We start from the raw sequence: 18,907 nt of genomic DNA, 5'->3' as shown, positions 1-18,907 counted from the left end.
GGTGTCGGCACCATCGCTGTTCGACAATCCGATACTGCATCGGCTGCGCGACTGTGAACGCGTCCTGATCGCTGGCGCCGGCGGCGGCTTCGATGTGCTGTGCGGGCTCCCGCTCGCATTCGCGTTGAACGAGCGGGGGAAGACGGTTCACCTGGCGAATATGACGTTCACGCCGGTTACTCGGACCACCGCACAGGAGGTAACGTCCGGCCTGTTCGAAGTGAGTCCCGATACCACCGGCTCCGCTCGATATTTCCCGGAGAAGCACCTCGCAGTCTGGATGCGTGAGCACGGGTATCGTGATCGCGTCTTCCTGGTTCGGAAGGGCGGTCCGGCCGCTGTCACGCGTGCCTATACATGGCTGGCCCGAGAGTTGGATATCGACGCGCTCGTACTGGTCGACGGTGGTACGGATCTGCTCATGACCGGGGACGAGGCTGGGCTGGGGACGCCGGTGGAGGACATCACGAGTCTGCTGGCAGCGCACGCGCTGGATGTTCCGGTCAAGCTCGCCGCCTGTGTGGGTTTCGGTGTCGACACCTATCACGGGGTCTGCCACGCGCACTTCCTGGAGAATGTCGCCGCACTCGCGAAAAGCAATGCCTACCACGGAGTATTCGCACTCCTACCCGGAATACCAGCGGTCGACGCGTGGTTGGACGCGGTGGCGTGGGTACAGCGGCACACACCCGGCCGGGAGAGCATCGTGTCCGCTTCGGTCACCGATGCGGCGCGCGGGGAGTTCGGTGACCACCAGTCGCTGGCGCGCACCGGAGCGGAGGGCTCCGAGCTGTTCATCAACCCGCTGATGTCGATGATGTGGGGCTTCGCTCTCGACGCCGTGGCGGAGCGTGTGCTGTACCGCGAGCATCTCGCGGGCGCTGAGACGCCGTTCCACGTGGCCGCCACGATCGAGGCATTCCGCGCGCGGATCCCAGTGCGACCTCGGCGAACCATTCCGGCGTGACCGAGCCGCGTCTCCGCCGACCGGCTCGGCCTCGGTCATTCCGTTCCATCGTGGAGAGCGAGTCTGTCGATATCGATCCGCCGATACACGTCACCAGCGCCGTGGATACGAAGGCCCACCGGGTCGGCATACCTTTCGGAGGAGATGTTCATGGAGTTCGAGGCTCGCGTGCTGGGAACGCAGGGTGATTATTCGCTGATCGGATGGGAGGGGCGCCGCTGGCCGGGGCTGACCATTCAAGGGGATACGCTGCGGACGCTGGTGGAGGCGCTGACGGAAGCCGAATCCGAACTCGCTGGGGGCAATATCGAGGATGCGGTGTACGCGATTCGCGAGAGTCTGGAGAAGGTCTCGGGCATGTCGGCCGCATACGAGGAGATGATGTCGGCAGCCGGGTGGCGGCTGCCATACACCAAGTAGGTGCCGGGCTGAGGGCTATCTGGTCAGGCGTGGTCGCGGAGGTCGAGGATGCGGGCGAGGGCGTGTTCGAGGGCGTAGTTGGTGTCGGCGGCGCCGCCCTTGACGTCGGCGTTGAGGGTGGCGACCACCTGGAGGGCGTCGCCGATGGTGGCGGGGGTCCAGCCGCGGGCCTGGGCTTGGGCCTTTTTGACCTTCCAGGGGGGCATGCCGAGTTCGGGGGCGATTTTGAACGGGTCGGCGCGTAGGCCGGCGGAGCCGACCCGGGCGATGGTGTGGACCGAGTCCGCGAGGGCGTCGGCGAGCAGGACCGCGGGGACGCCGCGGTCGGTGGCCCAGCGCAGCGCTTCCATGGCGGCCGGGCGGTCACCGGAGACCGCGAGTTCGGCGACGTCGAAGCCGGAGACCTCCGCCTTGCCGGAGTAGTAGCGGCGCACCGCCGCGATGTCGATCTTGCCGCCGGTGTCGGCGGCCAGCTGTGAGCAGGCGGCGGAGAGTTCGCGCAGATCCGATCCCACGGCCTCCAGCAGCGTCTGCACCACGTCCGCGGACGCCCGCACCCCGGCAGCGCGGAATTCGTTGCGCACGAACTCGGCTCGTTCATTGGCCTTGGTGAGCTTGGCGCAGTTGTGCACCACCGCGCCCGCCTTCTGCAGCGCGGGCGCGAGCGCCTTGGCCCGCCCGCCGCCGGTGTGCAGCACCACCAGCACCACGCCGTCCGGCGGCGCGGCGGCGGCCGACTGGATCACCCCGACCGCGTCCTTACCCGCCTCGGCCGCGGACTCCAGAATGATCACCCGGTCCTCGGCGAACAGCGACGGACTCAGCATTTCCGCCAGTTCGGCCGTACTGGCGTCCCCCGCCCGCATCCGATCCACCGGCATGGCATCCGGATCCTCCGTCACCGCCCGCGCCTGCGCGGTGATCGCGGCTACGGCCCGCTCGATGAGCAGCTCTTCTTCACCGAGCACGAGATGCAGAGGCGCGGGGCGTTCGGTCACGCAGCCGATCCTACGAGGCCACACCGACAGGCCGTGCCGCCGGGCGGTAGCGCGATGCGCCCGTCCGAGTCGGCGTAGGGTGACCAGATGACCACGGGACCGCAACCCGAGCGGATCTACGTCGAAGGGTGGGGCTACTACTCGCAGCCTCAGCCCGTGCCGCCTCCACCTCCCGCGCCCCCGCCATCGAACAGGGCTCGCGTGCTGGTCATGGTCGGGTCCGCCGTGGTCGTATTTCTCACCATGGCCGTGATCGCGGTCAATGTCACCGGGGCGGGGACGCGCGACGTGGCGGCGTCGGAGCAGGACGCGGCACGGATAGAGTCGACCGTCCGCCGCTTCCTGCAGATCACCAGCAGCGACGATCCCGCCTACGCGGCGGTGACCTGCACCGCGTTCCGCGAGCGGTATCGCGGCCTCGAAAAGACCGACATTCTGGTCTACCGACCCGAAGTACTGGGTGTCGATCGAATACGCATCAACGGCGACGCGGCCACCGCCCGGGTTCGCGCGATCGTCAGGGGGGCGGAGGAGGAGCGGACCCTGGACCTCGTGCGCGAAGATGGCGAGTGGAAGGCGTGCCCGCTGCCGGATCGGTAGGGCGCGGGTTATCGGGTTCGTCGTGGGCGAATCCGCGCGCAGACCAGTGTGCACAGCCCGGCGACGACCAGTCCGGACCAGACGCCGGAGGGCACCGAAATCGAGGTGCCCAGCGCCGCCGCGTGTGCGGAGGCCGTGAGCAGCCACCACAGCGGCGGTGCGGCACACCACAGCACCGCGTGCGCGAGCGGATTCCACAGCGATGCGAAGACCGCGCCCATCGCGCCGAGGACGGTGATCGGGGCGACCACCGGGGCCACCAGCACATTGACCGCGATGGCCAGGGGGTTGAGGTGGCCGGTGAGGGCGATGATGACGGGGGTGGTGACGACGAAGGCGGCGGCGGATACCGCGAGTGCGTCGGCGGGGGCGCGCCAGCAGCGATGGGCCTGAAGCCATTCCGACCAGCCCGGGGCGAGCAGGACTAGGCCCGCCGTGGCGAGTACCGAGAGGGTGAAGCCCGCGTCGACGGCCAGTTCGGGGGACCACGCGAGCAGGGCGATGGCGGCCGTGCACAGGGCGGGTAGCGCCTGTTTGCGTCGGCCGGTGCACAGGGCCAGCAGTGCGACCGCACCCATGACGGCCGCGCGCAGCACACTCGGCGTCGGGCGGGCCAGGATCACGAACATGACGAGGACGGCACCGGCCACGACGGCGGCCACCCGGGGATCGACGGTGAGCGCGCGCAGGGACAGCAGCACCGCGCCGAGCAGGATCGTGACATTCGCTCCGCTGACGGCGGTCAGGTGGGTGAGATGGGTTTCGCGGAAATTCGCCCGGACGTGGTCGGGTAGGCGCGAGGTGTCGCCGATGACCAGACCCGGCAGCAGGCCCGCCGCATCGGGTGACAGTGTGCGAGCGGCGGATTCGGCGAAGTCCGCGCGTACCGCGCCCGCGATCCGCTGCCATTCGGGCGGCGGGCCGATGCCCGCCGGCGGTCCCTGCGCTCGCAGCACCGCCACCGTGAGATCCGACCGCCACGGCGGGTACACCTTGGCGCGGAACGTGACCCGCTGACCGGGCAGCAGGCGGGTCCAGGAGTCCCCGTGCGCCAGGACCAGCACCCGCCCACCCACGCGGACGGTGTCCGCACCGTACCGGTATTCGACGAGCCGCGCCCGCACCAGCCACTGCTTGCCGCGCACCGCCTTGGCGGACAACGCCTTCGGATCGTCCACCGGGATCGCCGTCGCCCACACGTGCGTTCCCCGATCCAGGTCGCGCAATGGATGCGCCGCCGTCCGGCTGTCGTGCCAGGCCGCGGCCGCCGCGAACCCCGCACCGATCAGCACGGTGGCCAGAGCCGCCGACAATCCCTGCCGACCAGATCGCGCGTCACACGCCACTCGAACCCACAGCACGACTGCCACCCCCAGCAGCACCGCCGCGAGCACCACCCCGACCCGCCACCCCGCCACCACCCCGACAATGGTTGCCGCCCAACAACACAGCGCAGGACCGACCAGCCGCGCATCCACCACCTGCACGGGTTCCACCGCCCACCGGTCCGATGCCGCCGCCGTCGCACCTCGACCCCCACCCCGTCGAGCCGCTGTTCCCGCTGCTTCCGCAATTCCCGCAGCTTCCGGCGCCCACGCCGGCCCCGCAGCCGTGGCAGCCCCCGCAGCCGTGGCAGCCCCCGCAGCCGTGGCCGGCCCCGCAGCCGTGGCAGGCCCCGCAGCCGTGGCAGCCGGAGCCGGAGTCCCGGGTGTCGCAGCCGTAGCAGTCGGCGCCGGGGACGTCATAGCTTCAGCCGCTGGAGTCGGAAGCGTTGTAGGTCTATCCGTCTGGGTCGCACCCGTCGGAGTCGTGGTAACCAGAGCTACGTCGGTTGCCGCCTGGGCCGCAGTTGCCGGAACCGTGGCCTCCGGCGGCACCACAGTCGAAGTCGTGGTTGTCGAAGCCGTTGCTGTCGGGGTCGTGGCCGCTGTGGACGCGGTCGACGGGGTCGTGGCTGCCTCTGGCGGTCTCGCCCCGTCGTCGGGCGGGCCGCTCATACCGTCACCAGCCCGCGCAGCCGTTCGAGCCGGGACGGTCCGATGCCCTGGACGTCGGCGAGCTGGTCGACGGAGCCGAAGCGACCGTGTTCGGTGCGCCAGGCGATGATCGCCTTGGCCGTCACCGGTCCGATGCCGGGGAGGGCGTCGAGTTCGGCCTCGGTGGCGGTATTGAGGTTCACGATGGTGGCCGTGCCGGTGGGGCGGGGTGCGCCGGAGGGAGTGCGGGGCGTGTCGGGGTGCTGCGCCTGCGCGCCGACGATGCTGCTGCCCGCTTGCGGGGCCGTGGGATTCGGTCCGGCGCGGCCGATGACGATCTGGTCGCCGTCGGACAGATACTGGGCGAGGTTCAGGCCGGACAGGTCCGCGTCCCGGCGGGGTGCGGCCGCGGCCAAGGCGTCGGCCACGCGCGCACCGGTCGGAAAGCGCAGCAGCCCACCGCGTTCGACGAGGCCGACGACGCTCACGACGACTACCCCGCTGGCCGAGTGGCCGTTGCTGCCGGTCGGGCCGTCCGTGCCGGGTGGTGCGGCCAGTCCGGGATCGACGGGTCCGTGCGCACCACTGCCCATCGGACCGGCACCCGCCGCTCCGGACGCAACCCCCATCGCTCCCGGTGTGGCACCGGCTGCATTCGGCCCGGCCCCCGCTGTGCCCGGCCCTGTATTCGAGGCACCGGGACCGGTCCCCGTTGCCCCTGGCGCAGCCCCGAGCGCTCCGGTCCCGCCGTTCGAGGCGTCCGGTCCAGTATTCTGCGCCCCGCTCCCAGCGCCCGTCGCACCGTGCGGCGTGCCCGGTACCCCACTCGCCACCACCTCGGTCCGCACCGCCGCGACCGGCGGCACCGCCTGCGTCACCGGCCCGTCGCGCAGCGCCATCGCCCCCGCGATCAATACCGCGAGCAACCCCACCCCGGCCAGCGCCAGCACCCCGCGCTGTCCCGGGTCCCACCGCGTTCCCCGCAGGCGTTCGGGCACCAGCCGCTCGTGCCAGACCCCCGCGCGCCCGTCGGGTTCCAGGTCGTTCTCGTCCCAGCGCCCGGAGCGGGGTGGTTCGGGTCCGCTCAGCGTATCGAGTCGTCTGCGGACCTGCGTACTTTCATCGATGTGCGACATGCGGCCACGGTATGGCCGCCGCGTCTCGGCCCAACCGCTCCGACCTGGGCTTGCGGAAAGTCTGTGGATAGCTCGGGGGTTGTGGAGAACCGCGGTTCAGCCGCACCCGCCGGGGACGACCAGGGCACCCACGGCCCCCATGCCGAGATGTACCCCGAGCGTCGGCCCGAATTCGGTCACGATCATTTCCCGAATCCCGGGAATGAGTTCGCGTAGCTGCTCGACCACCGTGGTGGCGGCCTCCTCGGCTCCCAGATGCTGCACGGCCACCGCGGCTCCATCCTCGCCCGCCGCGTCCACCGCCGCCGCCACCAGTTTGGTGATCGCCTTGGACCGGGTCCGCGCCTTCTCCCGCAGTTCGATCCGGCCGTCGACGATCTGCAGGATCGGCTTGGTCACCAGTTCGGTCCCGAAAAACGCCGCCGCACTGGACAATCGGCCGCCTCGCCGCAGCTGTTCGGTGCGATTGACCACGATGAACGCCCGTCCCCGCACCGAGGTCGCCACCGCCGCGTCGTACACCACGTCCAGCGATCCACCGTCGCGGGCCCGCCGCGCCGCCGCCAGCACCGTCAGCCCGGTGCCCAGTCCGGCGCTGAGCGAATCCACCAACCGCAACCGGTTTGCGGCGTCCATATCTCGGATCGCCTGCCGACCGGCCTCCCAGGTCCCCGACAGCTGCCGCGAAAGGTGCACGGCCACAACGCCGTCACCCGCGCTGAGTTCGAGCGCCCGCTCGTACGCCTCGCGCAGTTCCCCCGGCGACGCCGCCGAGGTGGTCACCGCCGACGAACCGTAGTCGATATCGAATTCGTCCACCCCGTCCCGGAACTGGCGATCATCCACCAGCACGTGCAGCGGGACGGTGAGCACGCCGAGGTCGGCGACGAGGTCGGCGGGCAGACTGGCCGACGAGTCGGTCACAACCACCACGGTCATGCAGTGCGAACCTCGCTGGACCGCAGCTCCGACAGCACCTTCACCATGGCCCGCGCCACGGCGTCGTGCCCCGCCCAACCCCAGTGGATGCCATCGGGATTGGCGTCGCCGGAGAAGATGTTGTCGCGCACCGCCTCCCCGAGATCGACCAGCGGCACATCGTGTTTCGCGGCCCAAGCCCGAGTGGCGCGCACCTGCGGATCGCGCCCGCGGTGCACTCGTCCGTACGCCTCGCAATCGTGCACCGACGGCAGCGTTCCCACCACCGGTAGATCGGGCCGCAACTGCGCCAACGCGTTTCGCGCCTGCTCCAGGTAGTCCACGCTCACCGACGGCGGCAGTGCCACCGGGTAGCCGAGGTGCGACAGTTTGGGCTGCAACCAGTTGTATCCGGTGCGCACCTGTCGTCGCAGGAACGGCGGCCGGATGTAGCGGATCAGCTCGCGTGCCGCGGTCGGCAGCGGGGAGGGCAGCGAATCCATGCCGCCGGTGGCGAACACCACCGCCGCGGCCCGTGGCACGGCGGCCCACACCCGCGGATCGCCGATCAGCGCCCAGTAGGCGTCGCGGCAGGTCCAGCCGATGCGCGCCACCAGCTCCACATCCCAATCCAGTTCGGCTCCAACCAGGTTGGGCCAGATCCGGGGATGGTCGGCGGGCAGTCCGCCCTGCGGGCCGAAGTAGGCCAGCGAGTCGGCGATGACGAGCAGCACCGGCCGCTCGCCGCCGGTATCGGGCTCCGGCGCGGGCGCGGGTGCGCCGAGCAGCGCGTCCGGCAGATGCCGGACCTGCTGCACCTCCGACGCCCGCCGCAGCAGTTCGTCGGATACCTGCCGTTCGCCGGAAACACCGTCCAACTCAGAGGACATCAGGAGCTACCTTCGCCGCCGCGTTCCACACATCGAGTCGCCACCCGGGCTGCTCGAGGCTCGGACCGTGGCTGCTCAGCTGCACCCAACTGGTATTGGCGAGCCCGCCGAGGGCAGGCCAGTTCTGGGGCGGCAGGTCGAGCACAGCCGCGGTCAGCGCCGCGATGAGCCCGCCGTGCGCGACCAGGATGATGGTACGACCCGGCCAATCCGCCCGCTCGGTGAACAGTTCGTGCACCACGGGCAGGGCGCGGCGGCCGACCTCGAGTTTGGATTCGCCGCCGGGCGGGGTCCACGTGGCGTCCATGCGCCAGGCGACGCGCGCACCCGGAGCCATGGCGTCGACCTCGATATGGGTCAGGCCCTCCCATTCGCCGAGGCTGGTCTCGCGCAGCCGCGGGTCGGTGGTCACCGGCAGGCCGATGCTGTCACCGACCGCGAGGGCGGTGTCGTGGGCGCGTTTGAGGTCCGAGGAGATGATGCGGATGGCGCCGCAGTCGGATAGGTCGCGGGCGATGTCCTTGGCCTGGCGGCGGCCGAGCTCACTGAGTTCGGTGTCGATCTGGCCCTGCATGCGATCGGAGGCGTTCCATTCGGTCTGCCCGTGCCGCAACATGATCAACCGGCGTACCCCGGCAAGCTTGCTCACTCGTCGTCCCCGGCCTCGTTCTCATCGGCCGAGCGCTCGGACCGGGCCGCGCCGTCGCCGATACCCTCCACCGGCACCTGCGGGCAGTCCTTCCACAGCCGGTCGAGGCCGTAGAAGTCGCGTTCGTCATTGTGCTGGATGTGGATCACCACATCGGAGTAGTCGAGCAGCGCCCAACGCCCCTCGCGGGTGCCTTCGCGGCGCACCGGCTTGCGCCCGGCCTCCCGCAGCTTCTCCTCGACATTGTCGACGATCGCGTTGACCTGCCGCTCGTTCGGCGCGGACGCGATCACGAAGCAGTCGGTGATCACCAGCTGCTCGGAAACATCCAGCACCAACACATCGGACGCCAGCTTCTCGTCCGCCGCCCGCGCGGCGACCTGCGCCATCTCCAGTGCCTCGACCGATGCGCTCACCCTGCAACCTTCCCGTTCTCCGGCACGTACAGATGCCGTTTGGATATGTACTGCACAACACCGTCCGGCACCAGGTACCACACCGGACGCCCCTCCCCGGCCCGCTTCCGGCACTCACTCGACGAGATCGCCAGGGCCGGGATCTCGATCATGGTGACCGCGTCGGCGGGGTAGTCGCGAAGGTGTTCGGCCAGATGATCGACATTCAATTCGTACCCCGGCCGGCTCACGCCCACGAATCGCGCCAACTCGAACAACTCCGCCCAATCCTGCCACGTCAGGATGTTCGCCAGCGCGTCAGCACCGGTGATGAAGTAGATATCCGCGTCCGGATGTTGTTCCCGCAGGTCGCGCAGGGTATCCACGGTATACGTCATCTTGCCGCGATCGATATCGGCCCGACTCACGGAGAACCGCGGATTGGACGCCGTGGCGATCACCGTCATCAGATACCGGTCCTCGGCCGGGCTGACCTTCTTGCCCGCCTTCTGCCACGGCTGGCCGGTCGGCACGAAGACGACCTCGTCCAGCTCGAACCGATGCGCGACCTCACTCGCGGCAACCAGATGCCCATGGTGGATGGGGTCGAAGGTACCGCCCATCACCCCCAACTTGCGGCGACCCGTCGTATGCACGAATGCCGAGCTTACCGATGGGCGTTTCGAGGCCGGCACACCGGCGGCGAATCCGCGTCGACGGCCGGCGGCGGCGCGGGCACGACAAAAGCCGCCGTGGTCGTCGTGGCCACGGCGGCTATGCGTAAGCGTTTCCGGCGGTACGCCGGGGTGTATCAGTCGGCGGTACGCCGGGGTGAATCAGCCGAGCTTGTTGAACGCCAGCGACAGCGCCGACTTCTTGTTGGCGGCCTGGTTGGCGTGGATGACGCCCTTCGAGGCGGCCTTGTCGAGGCTCTTGCTGGCCGAGCGCAGCAGGGTCAGGGCCTGGTCCTTGTCGCCCTGCGCGGCGGCCTCGCGGAACTTGCGGATCGAAGTGCGCAGCGCGGACTTGACCGACTGGTTGCGCTGCCGCGCCAACTCGTTGGTGCGGATCCGCTTCATCTGGGACTTGATGTTGGCCACGCCTGTTTCCTCGTGTTCCTTCGCTTGGTGGTTTACGCGGGATGCAAAAGTCTGCGGGGCGCGCACTACTACCTGTAGCGCAGCACCGACGATCGAGGTTACCAGGCGGCGTACCGCCGGACGAAATCGGCCCGCTCGCCGATCACGGTTCGAAACCGACCGGATCGCGGAAGATGCAAGAAATTTACCCGCGTCCACCTGCGTGTTGCTCCCGCGTGATGGACTATTTTTGCATGACTCCCGCCGCTGCCGCGCGTTCGGCCGCGGCCGCTCCACCGATCGGCCGCGCCGAAGTCGGCCGCGCCGTGGGAGTCGACGCCGTGGGGGTGTTCGAGGGCTACCGGCCGGGCAAATACGACCGCGCCTACGACGAGATGTTCGACGGCGACCGCGCCCGCGCCGCCTACCGGGGGATCTTCGCGGCACTCTCGGAGATCGACGTGGCCGATCTGGCCGGGCGGGCCGAGGCGCTGGCCCGCGCCTTCGTCGACCAGGGCATCACCTTCTCGCTGTCCGGACAGGAGCGGCCGTTCCCGCTCGACCTGGTGCCGAGGGTGATAGCCGCCACCGAGTGGACCAAACTCGAGCGCGGCATCAAACAGCGGGTGCGGGCCCTGGAGGCATTCCTGGCCGACGTCTACGGCGAGCAGACGGTGCTGCGCGACCGGGTGGTGCCCAAACGCCTCGTCACCTCCTGTCGGCACTTCCATCGCGAGGCGGCCGGGCTGGTGCCGCCCAACGGCGTGCGCATCCACGTCGCCGGCATCGATCTGGTCCGCGACGAACGCGGTGACTTCCGGGTACTCGAGGACAATCTGCGCTCCCCGTCCGGGGTCTCGTACGTGATGGAGAACCGCCGCACCATGGCGCGAGTCTTCCCGGACCTGTTCGCCTCGCACCGGGTGCGCGCGGTCGGCGACTATCCGACGCATCTGCTGCGCGCCCTGCGCGCCGCCGCCGCGCCGAACGAGGCCGATCCGACCGTGGTGGTGCTCACCCCCGGTGTCTACAACTCCGCCTACTTCGAGCATTCGCTGCTGGCCCGGCAGATGGGGGTGGAACTGGTCGAGGGCCGCGACCTGTTCTGCCGCGACAATGTGGTGTACATGCGCACCACGGCGGGGGAGCGGCAGGTGGACGTCGTCTACCGCCGCATCGACGACCCCTTCCTCGACCCCATGCAGTTCCGGCCCGACTCCATGCTCGGGGTGGCGGGCATTCTCAACGCCGCCCGCGCCGGAACCGTGGTGCTGGCCAATGCGGTCGGCAACGGCGTCGGCGACGACAAACTCATCTACACCTACGTGCCCGACCTCATCGAGTACTACCTGGGCGAGCGGCCGGTGCTGCCGAACGTGGACTCCTACCGCTGCTGGGAGGAGTCCGAATGCGACGAGGTGCTGGACCGCATCGCGGAACTGGTGGTGAAACCGGTCGAGGGTTCCGGCGGCTACGGCATCGTCATCGGACCCGACGCCACCGCCAAGGAACTGGAGGGGGCGCGCCGCAAGATCCGCGCCGATCCGCGCGGCTGGATCGCGCAGCCGGTGGTGCAGCTGTCCACGGTGCCCGCCAAGATCGGCGACCAGCTGCTGCCGCGGCACGTGGACCTGCGCCCCTTCGCGGTCAACGACGGTGACGACATCTGGGTGCTGCCGGGCGGATTGACGCGGGTGGCGCTGCCGGACGGCTCCCTGGTGGTGAACTCCAGCCAGGGCGGCGGCAGCAAGGACACCTGGGTGCTGGCCCCGCGCACCTCCGGGGAGCAACGCGAGCTCGCGGGCACCGAGCTGGTGGGTGAGCTGGCCATCGACCGCGAGCGCGACCAGTCCCCCGAGACCGCGCCGGTCCGCAATCAGCAACAGCAGCAACAACAGCAGGCACAGCGGATGCGCCCGTCCCCAGCGCCGCGGGCGGCGCACCGAATCGAAGGGCGACTACCGAATACGTGAGGTGATTCGGAACATGTTGGCGCGCAATGCCGAATCCCTGTACTGGATCGGCCGCTACGTCGAGCGCGCGGATTACACCGCGCGCATACTCGACGTCACGGTCCACCAACTCCTCGAGGACGCGACCGTGGACCCGGACCGCACCTCGCGAGTTCTCCTGCGGGTCTTGGGCATCGAGTCGCCCGCGACCGACCTCGACGTGTGGTCGGTGACCGAGTTGGTCGCGTTCGACCGCGACAACGACGGGTCGATCGTCGACTCCATCGCACGGGCTCGCGCGAATGCCCGTGGGGCGCGGGAGGTCACCTCCACCGAGATGTGGGAGTGCCTCAACGCCACCTACAACGGCCTGGCGACGGCCGAACGCGCCGCCCGGTCGCTGGGGCCGCACGAGTTCTGCCGCTACATCACCGACCGCGCCGCCATGTTCGGCGGGCTGTCGGATTCCACCCTCAGCCGCGACGACGGCTACCGGTTCCTGCTGCTCGGCCGTTCCATCGAGCGCGTGGATATGACGGTGCGGCTGTTGCTGTCCCGCGCCGGCGACCGCACCTCCTCCCCGGCATGGGTGACGGTGCTGCGTTCGGTCGGCGCGCACGACCCGTATCTGCGCACCCACCGCGGCGTCATCGACGCCACCCTCATCGCCGAATTCATCCTGCTGGACCGGCTCTTCCCGCGCTCGGTGTTCCATTCGCTGCGGGTGGCCGAAACCTGTCTGAAGGAACTGGATCAGCGCCCGGGCAGCCGTTTCGCCGCCCGCTACGAGGCACACCGGCTGCTCGGTAGGGCGCGCAGCGAACTGGAATTCCTGCCCTCGGGCGTGCTGCTGGAGGACCTGCACCACCGACTGCTGTGGTTGCAGCAGTGCTGCCGGGACGTGGGGGAGGCGGTGGCGTTGCAGTACTTCCACGCCGAGTCGTGGGTGGCGTGGACGGGGCTGCACGGGCATCGCGACGGGATGATCGAGGACCCGGTATGAGCGGTCAGGCGCGGAGGAGGCAGCGGATGTTCGAAGCGAGCCAGCCGACTGGCTGCCCGTTGAGGGCGGCGGTGGGAGACGGGTGGGCCACGCAGCGCCCCGGTCATGCCGGAGAGGAAACAGCGTGAGCTGGCGGATGCGGGTGGTGCACACCACCGGATACGTGTACGACGCCCCGGTCATGCGGTCGTTCAACGAGGCGCGGCTGACCCCGCGCGCCGACAGCCGGCAGAACGTCATTCTCAATCGCGTGGAGACCGTGCCCTCCACCCGCTCCTACCGCTATGTCGACTACTGGGGCACCACCGTCACCGCCTTCGATCTGCATGCCCCGCATACGGAATTGGAGGTCACCGGTTCCTCGGTGGTGGAGACCGAACCGTTCGTGAGCCCGGAGGAGGAACTGCCCTGGGAGCGGTTGCGGTCCGAACCCGTCGTCGACCGCTACGACGAACTACTCACCGCCACCGGCTATGTGCCGTGCGACCGGCGGCTCGGCACGGTGGCGCGGCAGCTCACCCGCGGCGTCGCGCCCGCCAAAGCCGTTGTGCGCGCGGCCGAATGGGTGCACGGCGAGATGTCCTACGTGGCCGGGACCACCTCCGTGCACACCAGTGCGGTGGAGGCGTTCGCCGAACGCCGCGGCGTCTGCCAGGACTACGCGCATCTGACCCTGCTGCTGTTGCGCGGCATGGGCATTCCCAGCCGCTATGTCTCGGGATACCTGCATCCCGATCCGGCCGGTGCGGTGGGGCGGACGGTCGCCGGGCAGATGCACGCCTGGGTGGAGGCGTGGACCGGGCAGTGGTGGGGCTACGACCCGACCAACAATATCCCGGTCACCGAGCAACACGTCGCGATCGGGGTGGGCCGTGATTACGCGGATGTGCCGCCGCTGAAAGGTATCTTCTCCGGTAGTGGTTCGACCGATCTCGAGGTCGTGGTGGAGATCACCCGCCTCGCCTGATGCCTGATGCCTGATGTAGCGGAACGCAGGAGTTCTCCGCGACCGGCGGGGACGATCCGGGAAGGTGGCTGATGTCTCCCACAGCGCAGGAAGTCGTCGAGGATCTCACGGAATTCGAGGAAGTGTCGCTCGGGCGCAAGCTGTTCGCCGAGGCCTTCGGCACCTTCGTCCTGGTATTGGGCGGCGTCGGTACCGCGGTCTTCGCGGGCAGCCGGGTCGGCGCGCTCGGGGTGGCGCTGGCGTTCGGATTCACCCTGCTGTTCCTGGTCTACGCCATCGGACCCATCTCCGGGTGCCATGTGAATCCGGCGGTCACCGTCGGGCAGTTCCTGCTCGGCCGGGTCACCGCCCTGGTCGCGGGCGCGTACATGCTGGTGCAGGTCATCGGCGGTCTCATCGCCGGTGCGGTCATCTACGCCATCGCTCAGAACCTACCCTCTTACGACCGCGCCGAGGACGGTCTCGGGGCGAACGGCTGGGGCGCGCACAGCCCCTCGGCCACGGAGCTGGCGGGCATCACCCTCAACGGCTACGGCCTGGCGGCCGCCATCACCGTCGAGGTCATCCTGACCGCCCTGCTGGTCTTCGTCGTGCTGGCCTCCACCGACCAGATCTCCGATGTCCCGCTGGCGGGCCTGTCGATCGGCATCACCCTCGCGGTCATCCACCTCATCTCGATCCCCATCGACAACACCTCGGTCAACCCGGCCCGCAGCCTCGCGGTGGCGTTCTATCAGGACGGCGCGGCCGCCCAGGTGTGGGTGTTCATCGTGTTCCCGCTGGTGGGCGGGGTGCTCGGCGCGCTGGTCTACGGCCTGATCTTCGGCCGCTCCCGCAATCCGCTGAGCTGACCCGATCGCGGCCGTGCCCCCGTTTCCGTCTCGGAAGCGGGGGCACCGGCGTTCAGTGCCAGTGGAGATCGGCCTTTCAGTGCCAGTGGAATTCGGCGCAGAGGCGGTGTGCCACCCGGTCGAAGGTCTTGCGGGGCAGGATCGCGCCCTCGCGGCGGATGCCGGCCTCGGGGACGTCGAGGACGCGGTCGAGGCGGACCCAGCTGTCGCGGCCGGCGTGGTCCCAGGGGCCGGAGCCGATGCCCACCCAGTTGTGGTGGCGGTCGTGGTCGGCGTTGGAGGAGAGCATGAGGCCCAGCAGGGTGTCGCGTTCGCGGCCGACCACCAGGACGGGGCGGTCCTTGCCGTTGTCGGGGTCTTCCTCGTAGGGGATCCAGGTCCAGACGATCTCGCCGGGGTCGGCGCGGCCGTCCAGCTGGGGGCTGTAGACGATGCGCCGCGCGCGTTCGGTGCTCGGCACCCCCACCGAGGCCGTCGGCCGCACCGCCACGCCCGGGGCCTTGCGGGTGCCGCCGAGGGACTGGATCGTCCGCGACAGCACCGACGACCGCTGTACCCGTCCGATGAGCTTCGGCCCCTGCCGCTTGACGATCTGAGAGCCCTGCTCTTTCGCGATCAGACCCAGCTGCTTTCCGAGAGCGTTCCACGTGCCCGCCATGTCGGCAGCTTAACGGGGGCGGGCCGGGTTCTCATCCGGGCAGGATACGGCGGTGGACCGGCCGGACCGGACCGGGGCACGGTCACATCGGCCGACCATGGGACGATGGACGGCAGTTCACCGATCACCTGAGGAGTGGAGTGCCAAGCTTCGCGGACACGACGTTCACCGATCCCGCGCGGATCCGGAACTTCTGCATCATCGCGCATATCGACCACGGCAAGTCCACGCTGGCCGACCGCATGCTGCAACTCACCGGGGTGGTCGAGGAGCGGCAGATGCGCGCCCAGTACCTGGACCGGATGGATATCGAGCGCGAGCGCGGTATCACCATCAAGGCCCAGAACGTGCGCCTGCCCTGGCAGGTCGACGGGGAGGACTACGTCCTGCACCTCATCGACACGCCGGGGCACGTGGACTTCACCTACGAGGTGTCGCGGGCGCTGGAAGCCTGTGAGGGCGCGATCCTGCTCGTCGACGCCGCGCAGGGCATCGAGGCGCAGACCCTCGCCAATCTCTATCTGGCGCTGGACAAGGACCTGACCATCATCCCGGTCCTGAACAAGATCGACCTCCCGGCCGCCGATCCGGACCGCTACGCCGCCGAGCTCGCCCATATCGTGGGCTGCGAGCCGGACGAGGTGCTGCGCGTCTCGGGCAAGACCGGCGTGGGCGTCACCGAGCTGTTGAACAAGGTCATCCAGGAGGTGCCGCCGCCGGTCGGCCAGGCCGACGCGCCCGCGCGGGCCCTGATCTTCGACTCCGTGTACGACACCTATCGCGGCGTCGTCACCTACGTGCGTGTCGTGGACGGCAAGCTCACCCCGCGCACCAAGATCAAAATGATGTCCACCGGCGCGACCCACGAATTGCTGGAGATCGGCATCGTGTCGCCCGAACCCAAACCGACCCAGGGACTGGGTGTCGGCGAGGTGGGCTACCTCATCACCGGCGTGAAGGACGTCCGCCAGTCGAAGGTCGGCGATACCGTCACCACCGCGCGCGACGGGGCCGCCGAGGCGCTCACCGGCTATCGCGAACCGCGGCCGATGGTGTACTCCGGCCTCTACCCGCTCGACGGCTCCGACTATCCGGATCTGCGTGACGCACTGGACAAATTGCAGCTCAACGATGCCGCGCTGACCTACGTCCCGGAGACTTCGGTGGCGCTGGGCTTCGGTTTCCGCTGCGGCTTCCTGGGCCTGCTGCACATGGAGATCACCCGCGAGCGGTTGCAGCGCGAGTTCGGCCTCGACCTCATCTCCACCGCGCCCAACGTGATCTACCGCGTGATCATGGAGGACGGCACCGAGCACGTCGTCACCAACCCGTCCTTCTGGCCGGAGGGCAAGGTGCGCGAGATCTACGAGCCGGTCACCAAGGTCACCATCATCGCGCCCAGCGAGTTCATCGGTACCATCATGGAGCTGTGCCAGAGCCGGCGCGGTGAACTGCTCGGCATGGACTACCTGTCCGAGACCCGCGTGGAGATGCGGTACACGCTGCCCATGGCCGAGATCATCTTCGACTTCTTCGATTCGCTGAAGTCGCGCACCCGCGGCTACGCCTCGCTCGACTACGAGGAGGCCGGTGAGCAGCAGGCCGCGCTGGTGAAGGTCGACATCCTGCTCCAGGGCGAGCCGGTGGACGCCTTCTCCGCCATCGTGCACAAGGACGCCGCCCAGGCGTACGGGCACAAGATGACCACCAAACTGCGCGAACTCATTCCGCGCCAGCAGTTCGAGGTGCCCATCCAGGCCGCCATCGGCTCCAAGGTCATCGCCCGCGAGAACATCCGCGCCATCCGCAAGGACGTGCTGGCCAAGTGCTACGGCGGCGACATCTCGCGCAAGCGCAAACTGCTCGAGAAGCAGAAGGAGGGCAAGAAGCGCATGAAGACCATCGGCCGGGTCGACGTGCCGCAGGAAGCCTTCGTGGCGGCGCTGTCCACCGAGTCGACCTCGGACAAGCCGAAGAAGTAGCGCGTCCGACGCGGTAGTGCGAACTCGCGGTGCCCCGCTGCCCATGGGCGGCGGGGCACCCGCGTTTCCGGGGGTTGCGTGTTCCGCCGTCGGGGTACAGGGTGTGGGCAGCCCGCGCCCCTGTCTTAAACCTTCGTAAGGTTCGAAAGCAGGCGAAAACTGGGGCTTGGCGTCCGTATAGGGCGGATGACAAGCTATCCGGTGCATCGGTGTGCACACCTCACATGACCTGGAGGATGTGACAGGCCGGTTTGCGAGAAATAAGGTGTGAAACGATCCGATTTTCGGCGGGCGCTCCGGAGCCGCCGGAACACCCGAGAGCGGAGCCTGTATGACGCGTGACCAGTCCTTCGACGACGAGGCCGGTCCGGGCGAGGACGCGGACACCGCGTATCGCTTGGCCACCGGGATCTCGCGCGTGGCTAGGGCCGGAGCGTACGTCACCGGCGGCGCGCTCATCGCCGCCAACGGCAGCCCCGACCGCACCGGCGATTCCCACGACAGCCGCAATGTCGGCTGGGCCCAACCCGACGATCCGGAACCCGACGCACCCAGTCCCGTGATCACCTTCCCCGAACTGGACCCGGAGTCGGTGCCCCCGCTGCTCGGCGGGATCGAGCCGGTCGCCGAACAGCTCGGCACCGACGCGGGCCTGTTCCCGACCGATTTCGGCCAGCACGGCGTGCCGGGATACGGGCACAACCCCACCACCGACTGGGATCCCTCGGCGACACTGCGGCAGCCGACCGGATTCGATCCGTCCGCCGGGCTCGGGCAATCGGCCTACGACCCGTCCGCGGGGATCGGGCAGCCGCCGAGCGCCCTCGACCCCGGCACGGGACCGGGCCGGCCGGCCGAGGCCTTCGACCCGTCCGCGGGTCTCCAGCGTCCCGCCGGATTCGATCCGTCGGCCGGACTCGGAACGCCGGACGCCGACCACGGCTTCGGGATGCCCGGTATCGACGAACCGCAGCAGCTGTGGAACCAGTTCGGGCAGGGGCTGAAGCTGCCCGGCACCGAGGGACTCAACCTGCCCGGGATGAACGGCGGCGGCTTCGGCCCCGTGAATTCCGGAAACGGTGTGGACAGCGGCGTTTTCGATGGCATCGGAGAGAACTTCGGTGTGGTCGTCACGACCGATACCGGCTTCTCGATGCACGTCGGCCTCGACGGGGTGTGGGTCGACTCGCATATGAATATCGAGATCGGTGTCGGTGATGTCGGCGATCAGCTCGACCGGTTCAACCAATCGGTCGAGGATGCGCTGTCCGATCCGTCCAAGATCAACCCGTCGGCCACGCAGGGCTCCGGGGCGGTCGACCAGTCCGTCGGCGGGTTGTCCGGGCTGCGTGGACAGGGCGCGAATTCGCCTGGCACGAGCGCCAATCCGGTACCCGGCACCGCGCCGAGCGCGACCGGACCGACCCCGGTCGGCACTCCGGCCGCCCCCGCACCCGTGGCTCCGG

18 protein-coding genes and 1 pseudogene are annotated in these 18,907 nt (G+C 69.3%); 9 read left to right on the top strand and 10 right to left on the bottom strand.

Going from position 1 to position 18,907, the window contains the following annotated elements; all coding sequences use genetic code 11:
- Nucleotide 1 precedes the first annotated feature (1 nt).
- Nucleotides 2-967 carry a DUF1152 domain-containing protein gene (locus QK444_RS04055; RefSeq protein WP_282777170.1) on the top strand — a complete coding sequence of 322 codons (966 nt, stop codon included), beginning with the start codon at nucleotides 2-4 and terminating at the stop codon, nucleotides 965-967.
- 150 nt (nucleotides 968-1,117) lie between these two features.
- Nucleotides 1,118-1,387: a hypothetical protein gene (locus QK444_RS04050; RefSeq protein WP_282777168.1), complete on the top strand. Its 270-nt coding sequence runs from the start codon at nucleotides 1,118-1,120 to the stop codon at nucleotides 1,385-1,387.
- A gap of 23 nt (nucleotides 1,388-1,410) precedes the next feature.
- Here QK444_RS04050 and holA read toward each other — a convergent pair whose 3' ends face one another.
- A complete protein-coding gene (gene holA / locus QK444_RS04045) occupies nucleotides 1,411-2,385 on the bottom strand; it encodes a DNA polymerase III subunit delta (protein ID WP_282777167.1) in 975 nt (324 codons plus the stop codon).
- Nucleotides 2,386-2,628: 243 nt separating this feature from the next.
- Here holA and QK444_RS04040 point away from each other — a divergent pair, with 243 nt between their 5' ends.
- Nucleotides 2,629-2,985 carry a hypothetical protein gene (locus tag QK444_RS04040; protein ID WP_282777165.1) on the top strand — a complete coding sequence of 119 codons (357 nt, stop codon included), beginning with the start codon at nucleotides 2,629-2,631 and terminating at the stop codon, nucleotides 2,983-2,985.
- 8 nt (nucleotides 2,986-2,993) lie between these two features.
- On the opposite strand, the gene QK444_RS04035 is transcribed toward QK444_RS04040, so the two are convergent.
- The 8 genes from QK444_RS04035 to rpsT form a co-directional block, all read right to left on the bottom strand.
- The gene (locus QK444_RS04035) at nucleotides 2,994-4,472 is read right to left on the bottom strand and encodes a ComEC/Rec2 family competence protein (RefSeq protein WP_282777163.1); all 1,479 of its coding nucleotides are present in this window, start codon (nucleotides 4,470-4,472) and stop codon (nucleotides 2,994-2,996) included.
- Between the two features lie 506 nt (nucleotides 4,473-4,978).
- Nucleotides 4,979-6,097 (bottom strand): ComEA family DNA-binding protein, encoded by a 1,119-nt coding sequence (locus QK444_RS04030; RefSeq protein WP_282777162.1) that lies wholly within the window; start codon nucleotides 6,095-6,097, stop codon nucleotides 4,979-4,981.
- A 96-nt stretch (nucleotides 6,098-6,193) separates the two neighbouring features.
- Complete coding sequence (locus QK444_RS04025) at nucleotides 6,194-7,036, bottom strand: DegV family protein (protein WP_282777160.1); 843 nt, start codon at nucleotides 7,034-7,036, stop codon at nucleotides 6,194-6,196.
- Nucleotides 7,033-7,905, bottom strand: a complete 873-nt coding sequence (octT, locus tag QK444_RS04020) for a diglucosylglycerate octanoyltransferase (protein WP_282777158.1) — start codon at nucleotides 7,903-7,905, stop codon at nucleotides 7,033-7,035. The genes QK444_RS04025 and octT overlap by 4 nt, the downstream gene beginning before the upstream one ends.
- Nucleotides 7,895-8,521 carry a histidine phosphatase family protein gene (locus tag QK444_RS04015; RefSeq protein WP_282777205.1) on the bottom strand — a complete coding sequence of 209 codons (627 nt, stop codon included), beginning with the start codon at nucleotides 8,519-8,521 and terminating at the stop codon, nucleotides 7,895-7,897. The genes octT and QK444_RS04015 overlap by 11 nt, the downstream gene beginning before the upstream one ends.
- 29 nt (nucleotides 8,522-8,550) lie before the next feature.
- Nucleotides 8,551-8,970: a ribosome silencing factor gene (rsfS, locus tag QK444_RS04010; protein ID WP_195121900.1), complete on the bottom strand. Its 420-nt coding sequence runs from the start codon at nucleotides 8,968-8,970 to the stop codon at nucleotides 8,551-8,553.
- Nucleotides 8,967-9,605 (bottom strand): nicotinate-nucleotide adenylyltransferase, encoded by a 639-nt coding sequence (gene nadD, locus QK444_RS04005; protein ID WP_085996362.1) that lies wholly within the window; start codon nucleotides 9,603-9,605, stop codon nucleotides 8,967-8,969. The genes rsfS and nadD overlap by 4 nt, the downstream gene beginning before the upstream one ends.
- A 180-nt stretch (nucleotides 9,606-9,785) precedes the next feature.
- Entirely contained in the window at nucleotides 9,786-10,049 is a 264-nt protein-coding gene (gene rpsT / locus QK444_RS04000; protein WP_029927256.1) for a 30S ribosomal protein S20, read from the bottom strand.
- Between the two features lie 374 nt (nucleotides 10,050-10,423).
- Here rpsT and QK444_RS03995 point away from each other — a divergent pair, with 374 nt between their 5' ends.
- From QK444_RS03995 to QK444_RS03980, 4 genes are all read left to right on the top strand, one after another.
- Complete coding sequence (locus tag QK444_RS03995; RefSeq protein ID WP_282777203.1) at nucleotides 10,424-12,001, top strand: circularly permuted type 2 ATP-grasp protein; 1,578 nt, start codon at nucleotides 10,424-10,426, stop codon at nucleotides 11,999-12,001.
- A gap of 13 nt (nucleotides 12,002-12,014) precedes the next feature.
- Nucleotides 12,015-12,983, top strand: a complete 969-nt coding sequence (locus QK444_RS03990) for an alpha-E domain-containing protein (RefSeq protein ID WP_282777154.1) — start codon at nucleotides 12,015-12,017, stop codon at nucleotides 12,981-12,983.
- 136 nt (nucleotides 12,984-13,119) lie between these two features.
- Nucleotides 13,120-13,950 (top strand): transglutaminase family protein, encoded by an 831-nt coding sequence (locus QK444_RS03985; RefSeq protein WP_282777201.1) that lies wholly within the window; start codon nucleotides 13,120-13,122, stop codon nucleotides 13,948-13,950.
- 71 nt (nucleotides 13,951-14,021) lie between these two features.
- Complete coding sequence (locus tag QK444_RS03980) at nucleotides 14,022-14,801, top strand: aquaporin (protein WP_029927264.1); 780 nt, start codon at nucleotides 14,022-14,024, stop codon at nucleotides 14,799-14,801.
- Nucleotides 14,802-14,877: 76 nt separating this feature from the next.
- On the opposite strand, the gene QK444_RS03975 is transcribed toward QK444_RS03980, so the two are convergent.
- Complete coding sequence (locus QK444_RS03975; RefSeq protein WP_282777151.1) at nucleotides 14,878-15,459, bottom strand: type II toxin-antitoxin system PemK/MazF family toxin; 582 nt, start codon at nucleotides 15,457-15,459, stop codon at nucleotides 14,878-14,880.
- Nucleotides 15,460-15,599: 140 nt separating this feature from the next.
- On the opposite strand from QK444_RS03975, the gene lepA reads away from it, so the two are divergent.
- The gene (lepA, locus tag QK444_RS03970; protein WP_282777149.1) at nucleotides 15,600-17,441 is read left to right on the top strand and encodes a translation elongation factor 4; all 1,842 of its coding nucleotides are present in this window, start codon (nucleotides 15,600-15,602) and stop codon (nucleotides 17,439-17,441) included.
- Nucleotides 17,442-17,772: 331 nt separating this feature from the next.
- Nucleotides 17,773-18,907, top strand: a pseudogene (locus QK444_RS03965) (hypothetical protein); the annotation flags it as partial.

It is taken from the genome of Nocardia sp. CC201C, assembly GCF_030010695.1.
GTDB lineage: Bacteria > Actinomycetota > Actinomycetes > Mycobacteriales > Mycobacteriaceae > Nocardia > Nocardia otitidiscaviarum.
This window is presented reverse-complemented; position numbering and strand designations above follow the sequence as displayed.

Coding starts and splice junctions, on each gene's coding strand:
- QK444_RS04050 (WP_282777168.1), top strand. CDS start 1,118: ATGGAGTTCGAGGCTCGCGTGCTGGGAACGCAGGGTGATTATTCGCTG.
- QK444_RS04040 (WP_282777165.1), top strand. CDS start 2,629: ATGGCCGTGATCGCGGTCAATGTCACCGGGGCGGGGACGCGCGACGTG.
- QK444_RS04030 (WP_282777162.1), bottom strand. CDS start 6,097: ATGTCGCACATCGATGAAAGTACGCAGGTCCGCAGACGACTCGATACG.
- QK444_RS04025 (WP_282777160.1), bottom strand. CDS start 7,036: ATGACCGTGGTGGTTGTGACCGACTCGTCGGCCAGTCTGCCCGCCGAC.
- octT (WP_282777158.1), bottom strand. CDS start 7,905: ATGTCCTCTGAGTTGGACGGTGTTTCCGGCGAACGGCAGGTATCCGAC.
- QK444_RS04015 (WP_282777205.1), bottom strand. CDS start 8,521: ATGTTGCGGCACGGGCAGACCGAATGGAACGCCTCCGATCGCATGCAG.
- QK444_RS03995 (WP_282777203.1), top strand. CDS start 10,424: ATGTTCGACGGCGACCGCGCCCGCGCCGCCTACCGGGGGATCTTCGCG.
- QK444_RS03990 (WP_282777154.1), top strand. CDS start 12,015: ATGTTGGCGCGCAATGCCGAATCCCTGTACTGGATCGGCCGCTACGTC.
- QK444_RS03985 (WP_282777201.1), top strand. CDS start 13,120: ATGCGGGTGGTGCACACCACCGGATACGTGTACGACGCCCCGGTCATG.
- QK444_RS03980 (WP_029927264.1), top strand. CDS start 14,022: ATGTCTCCCACAGCGCAGGAAGTCGTCGAGGATCTCACGGAATTCGAG.
- QK444_RS03975 (WP_282777151.1), bottom strand. CDS start 15,459: ATGGCGGGCACGTGGAACGCTCTCGGAAAGCAGCTGGGTCTGATCGCG.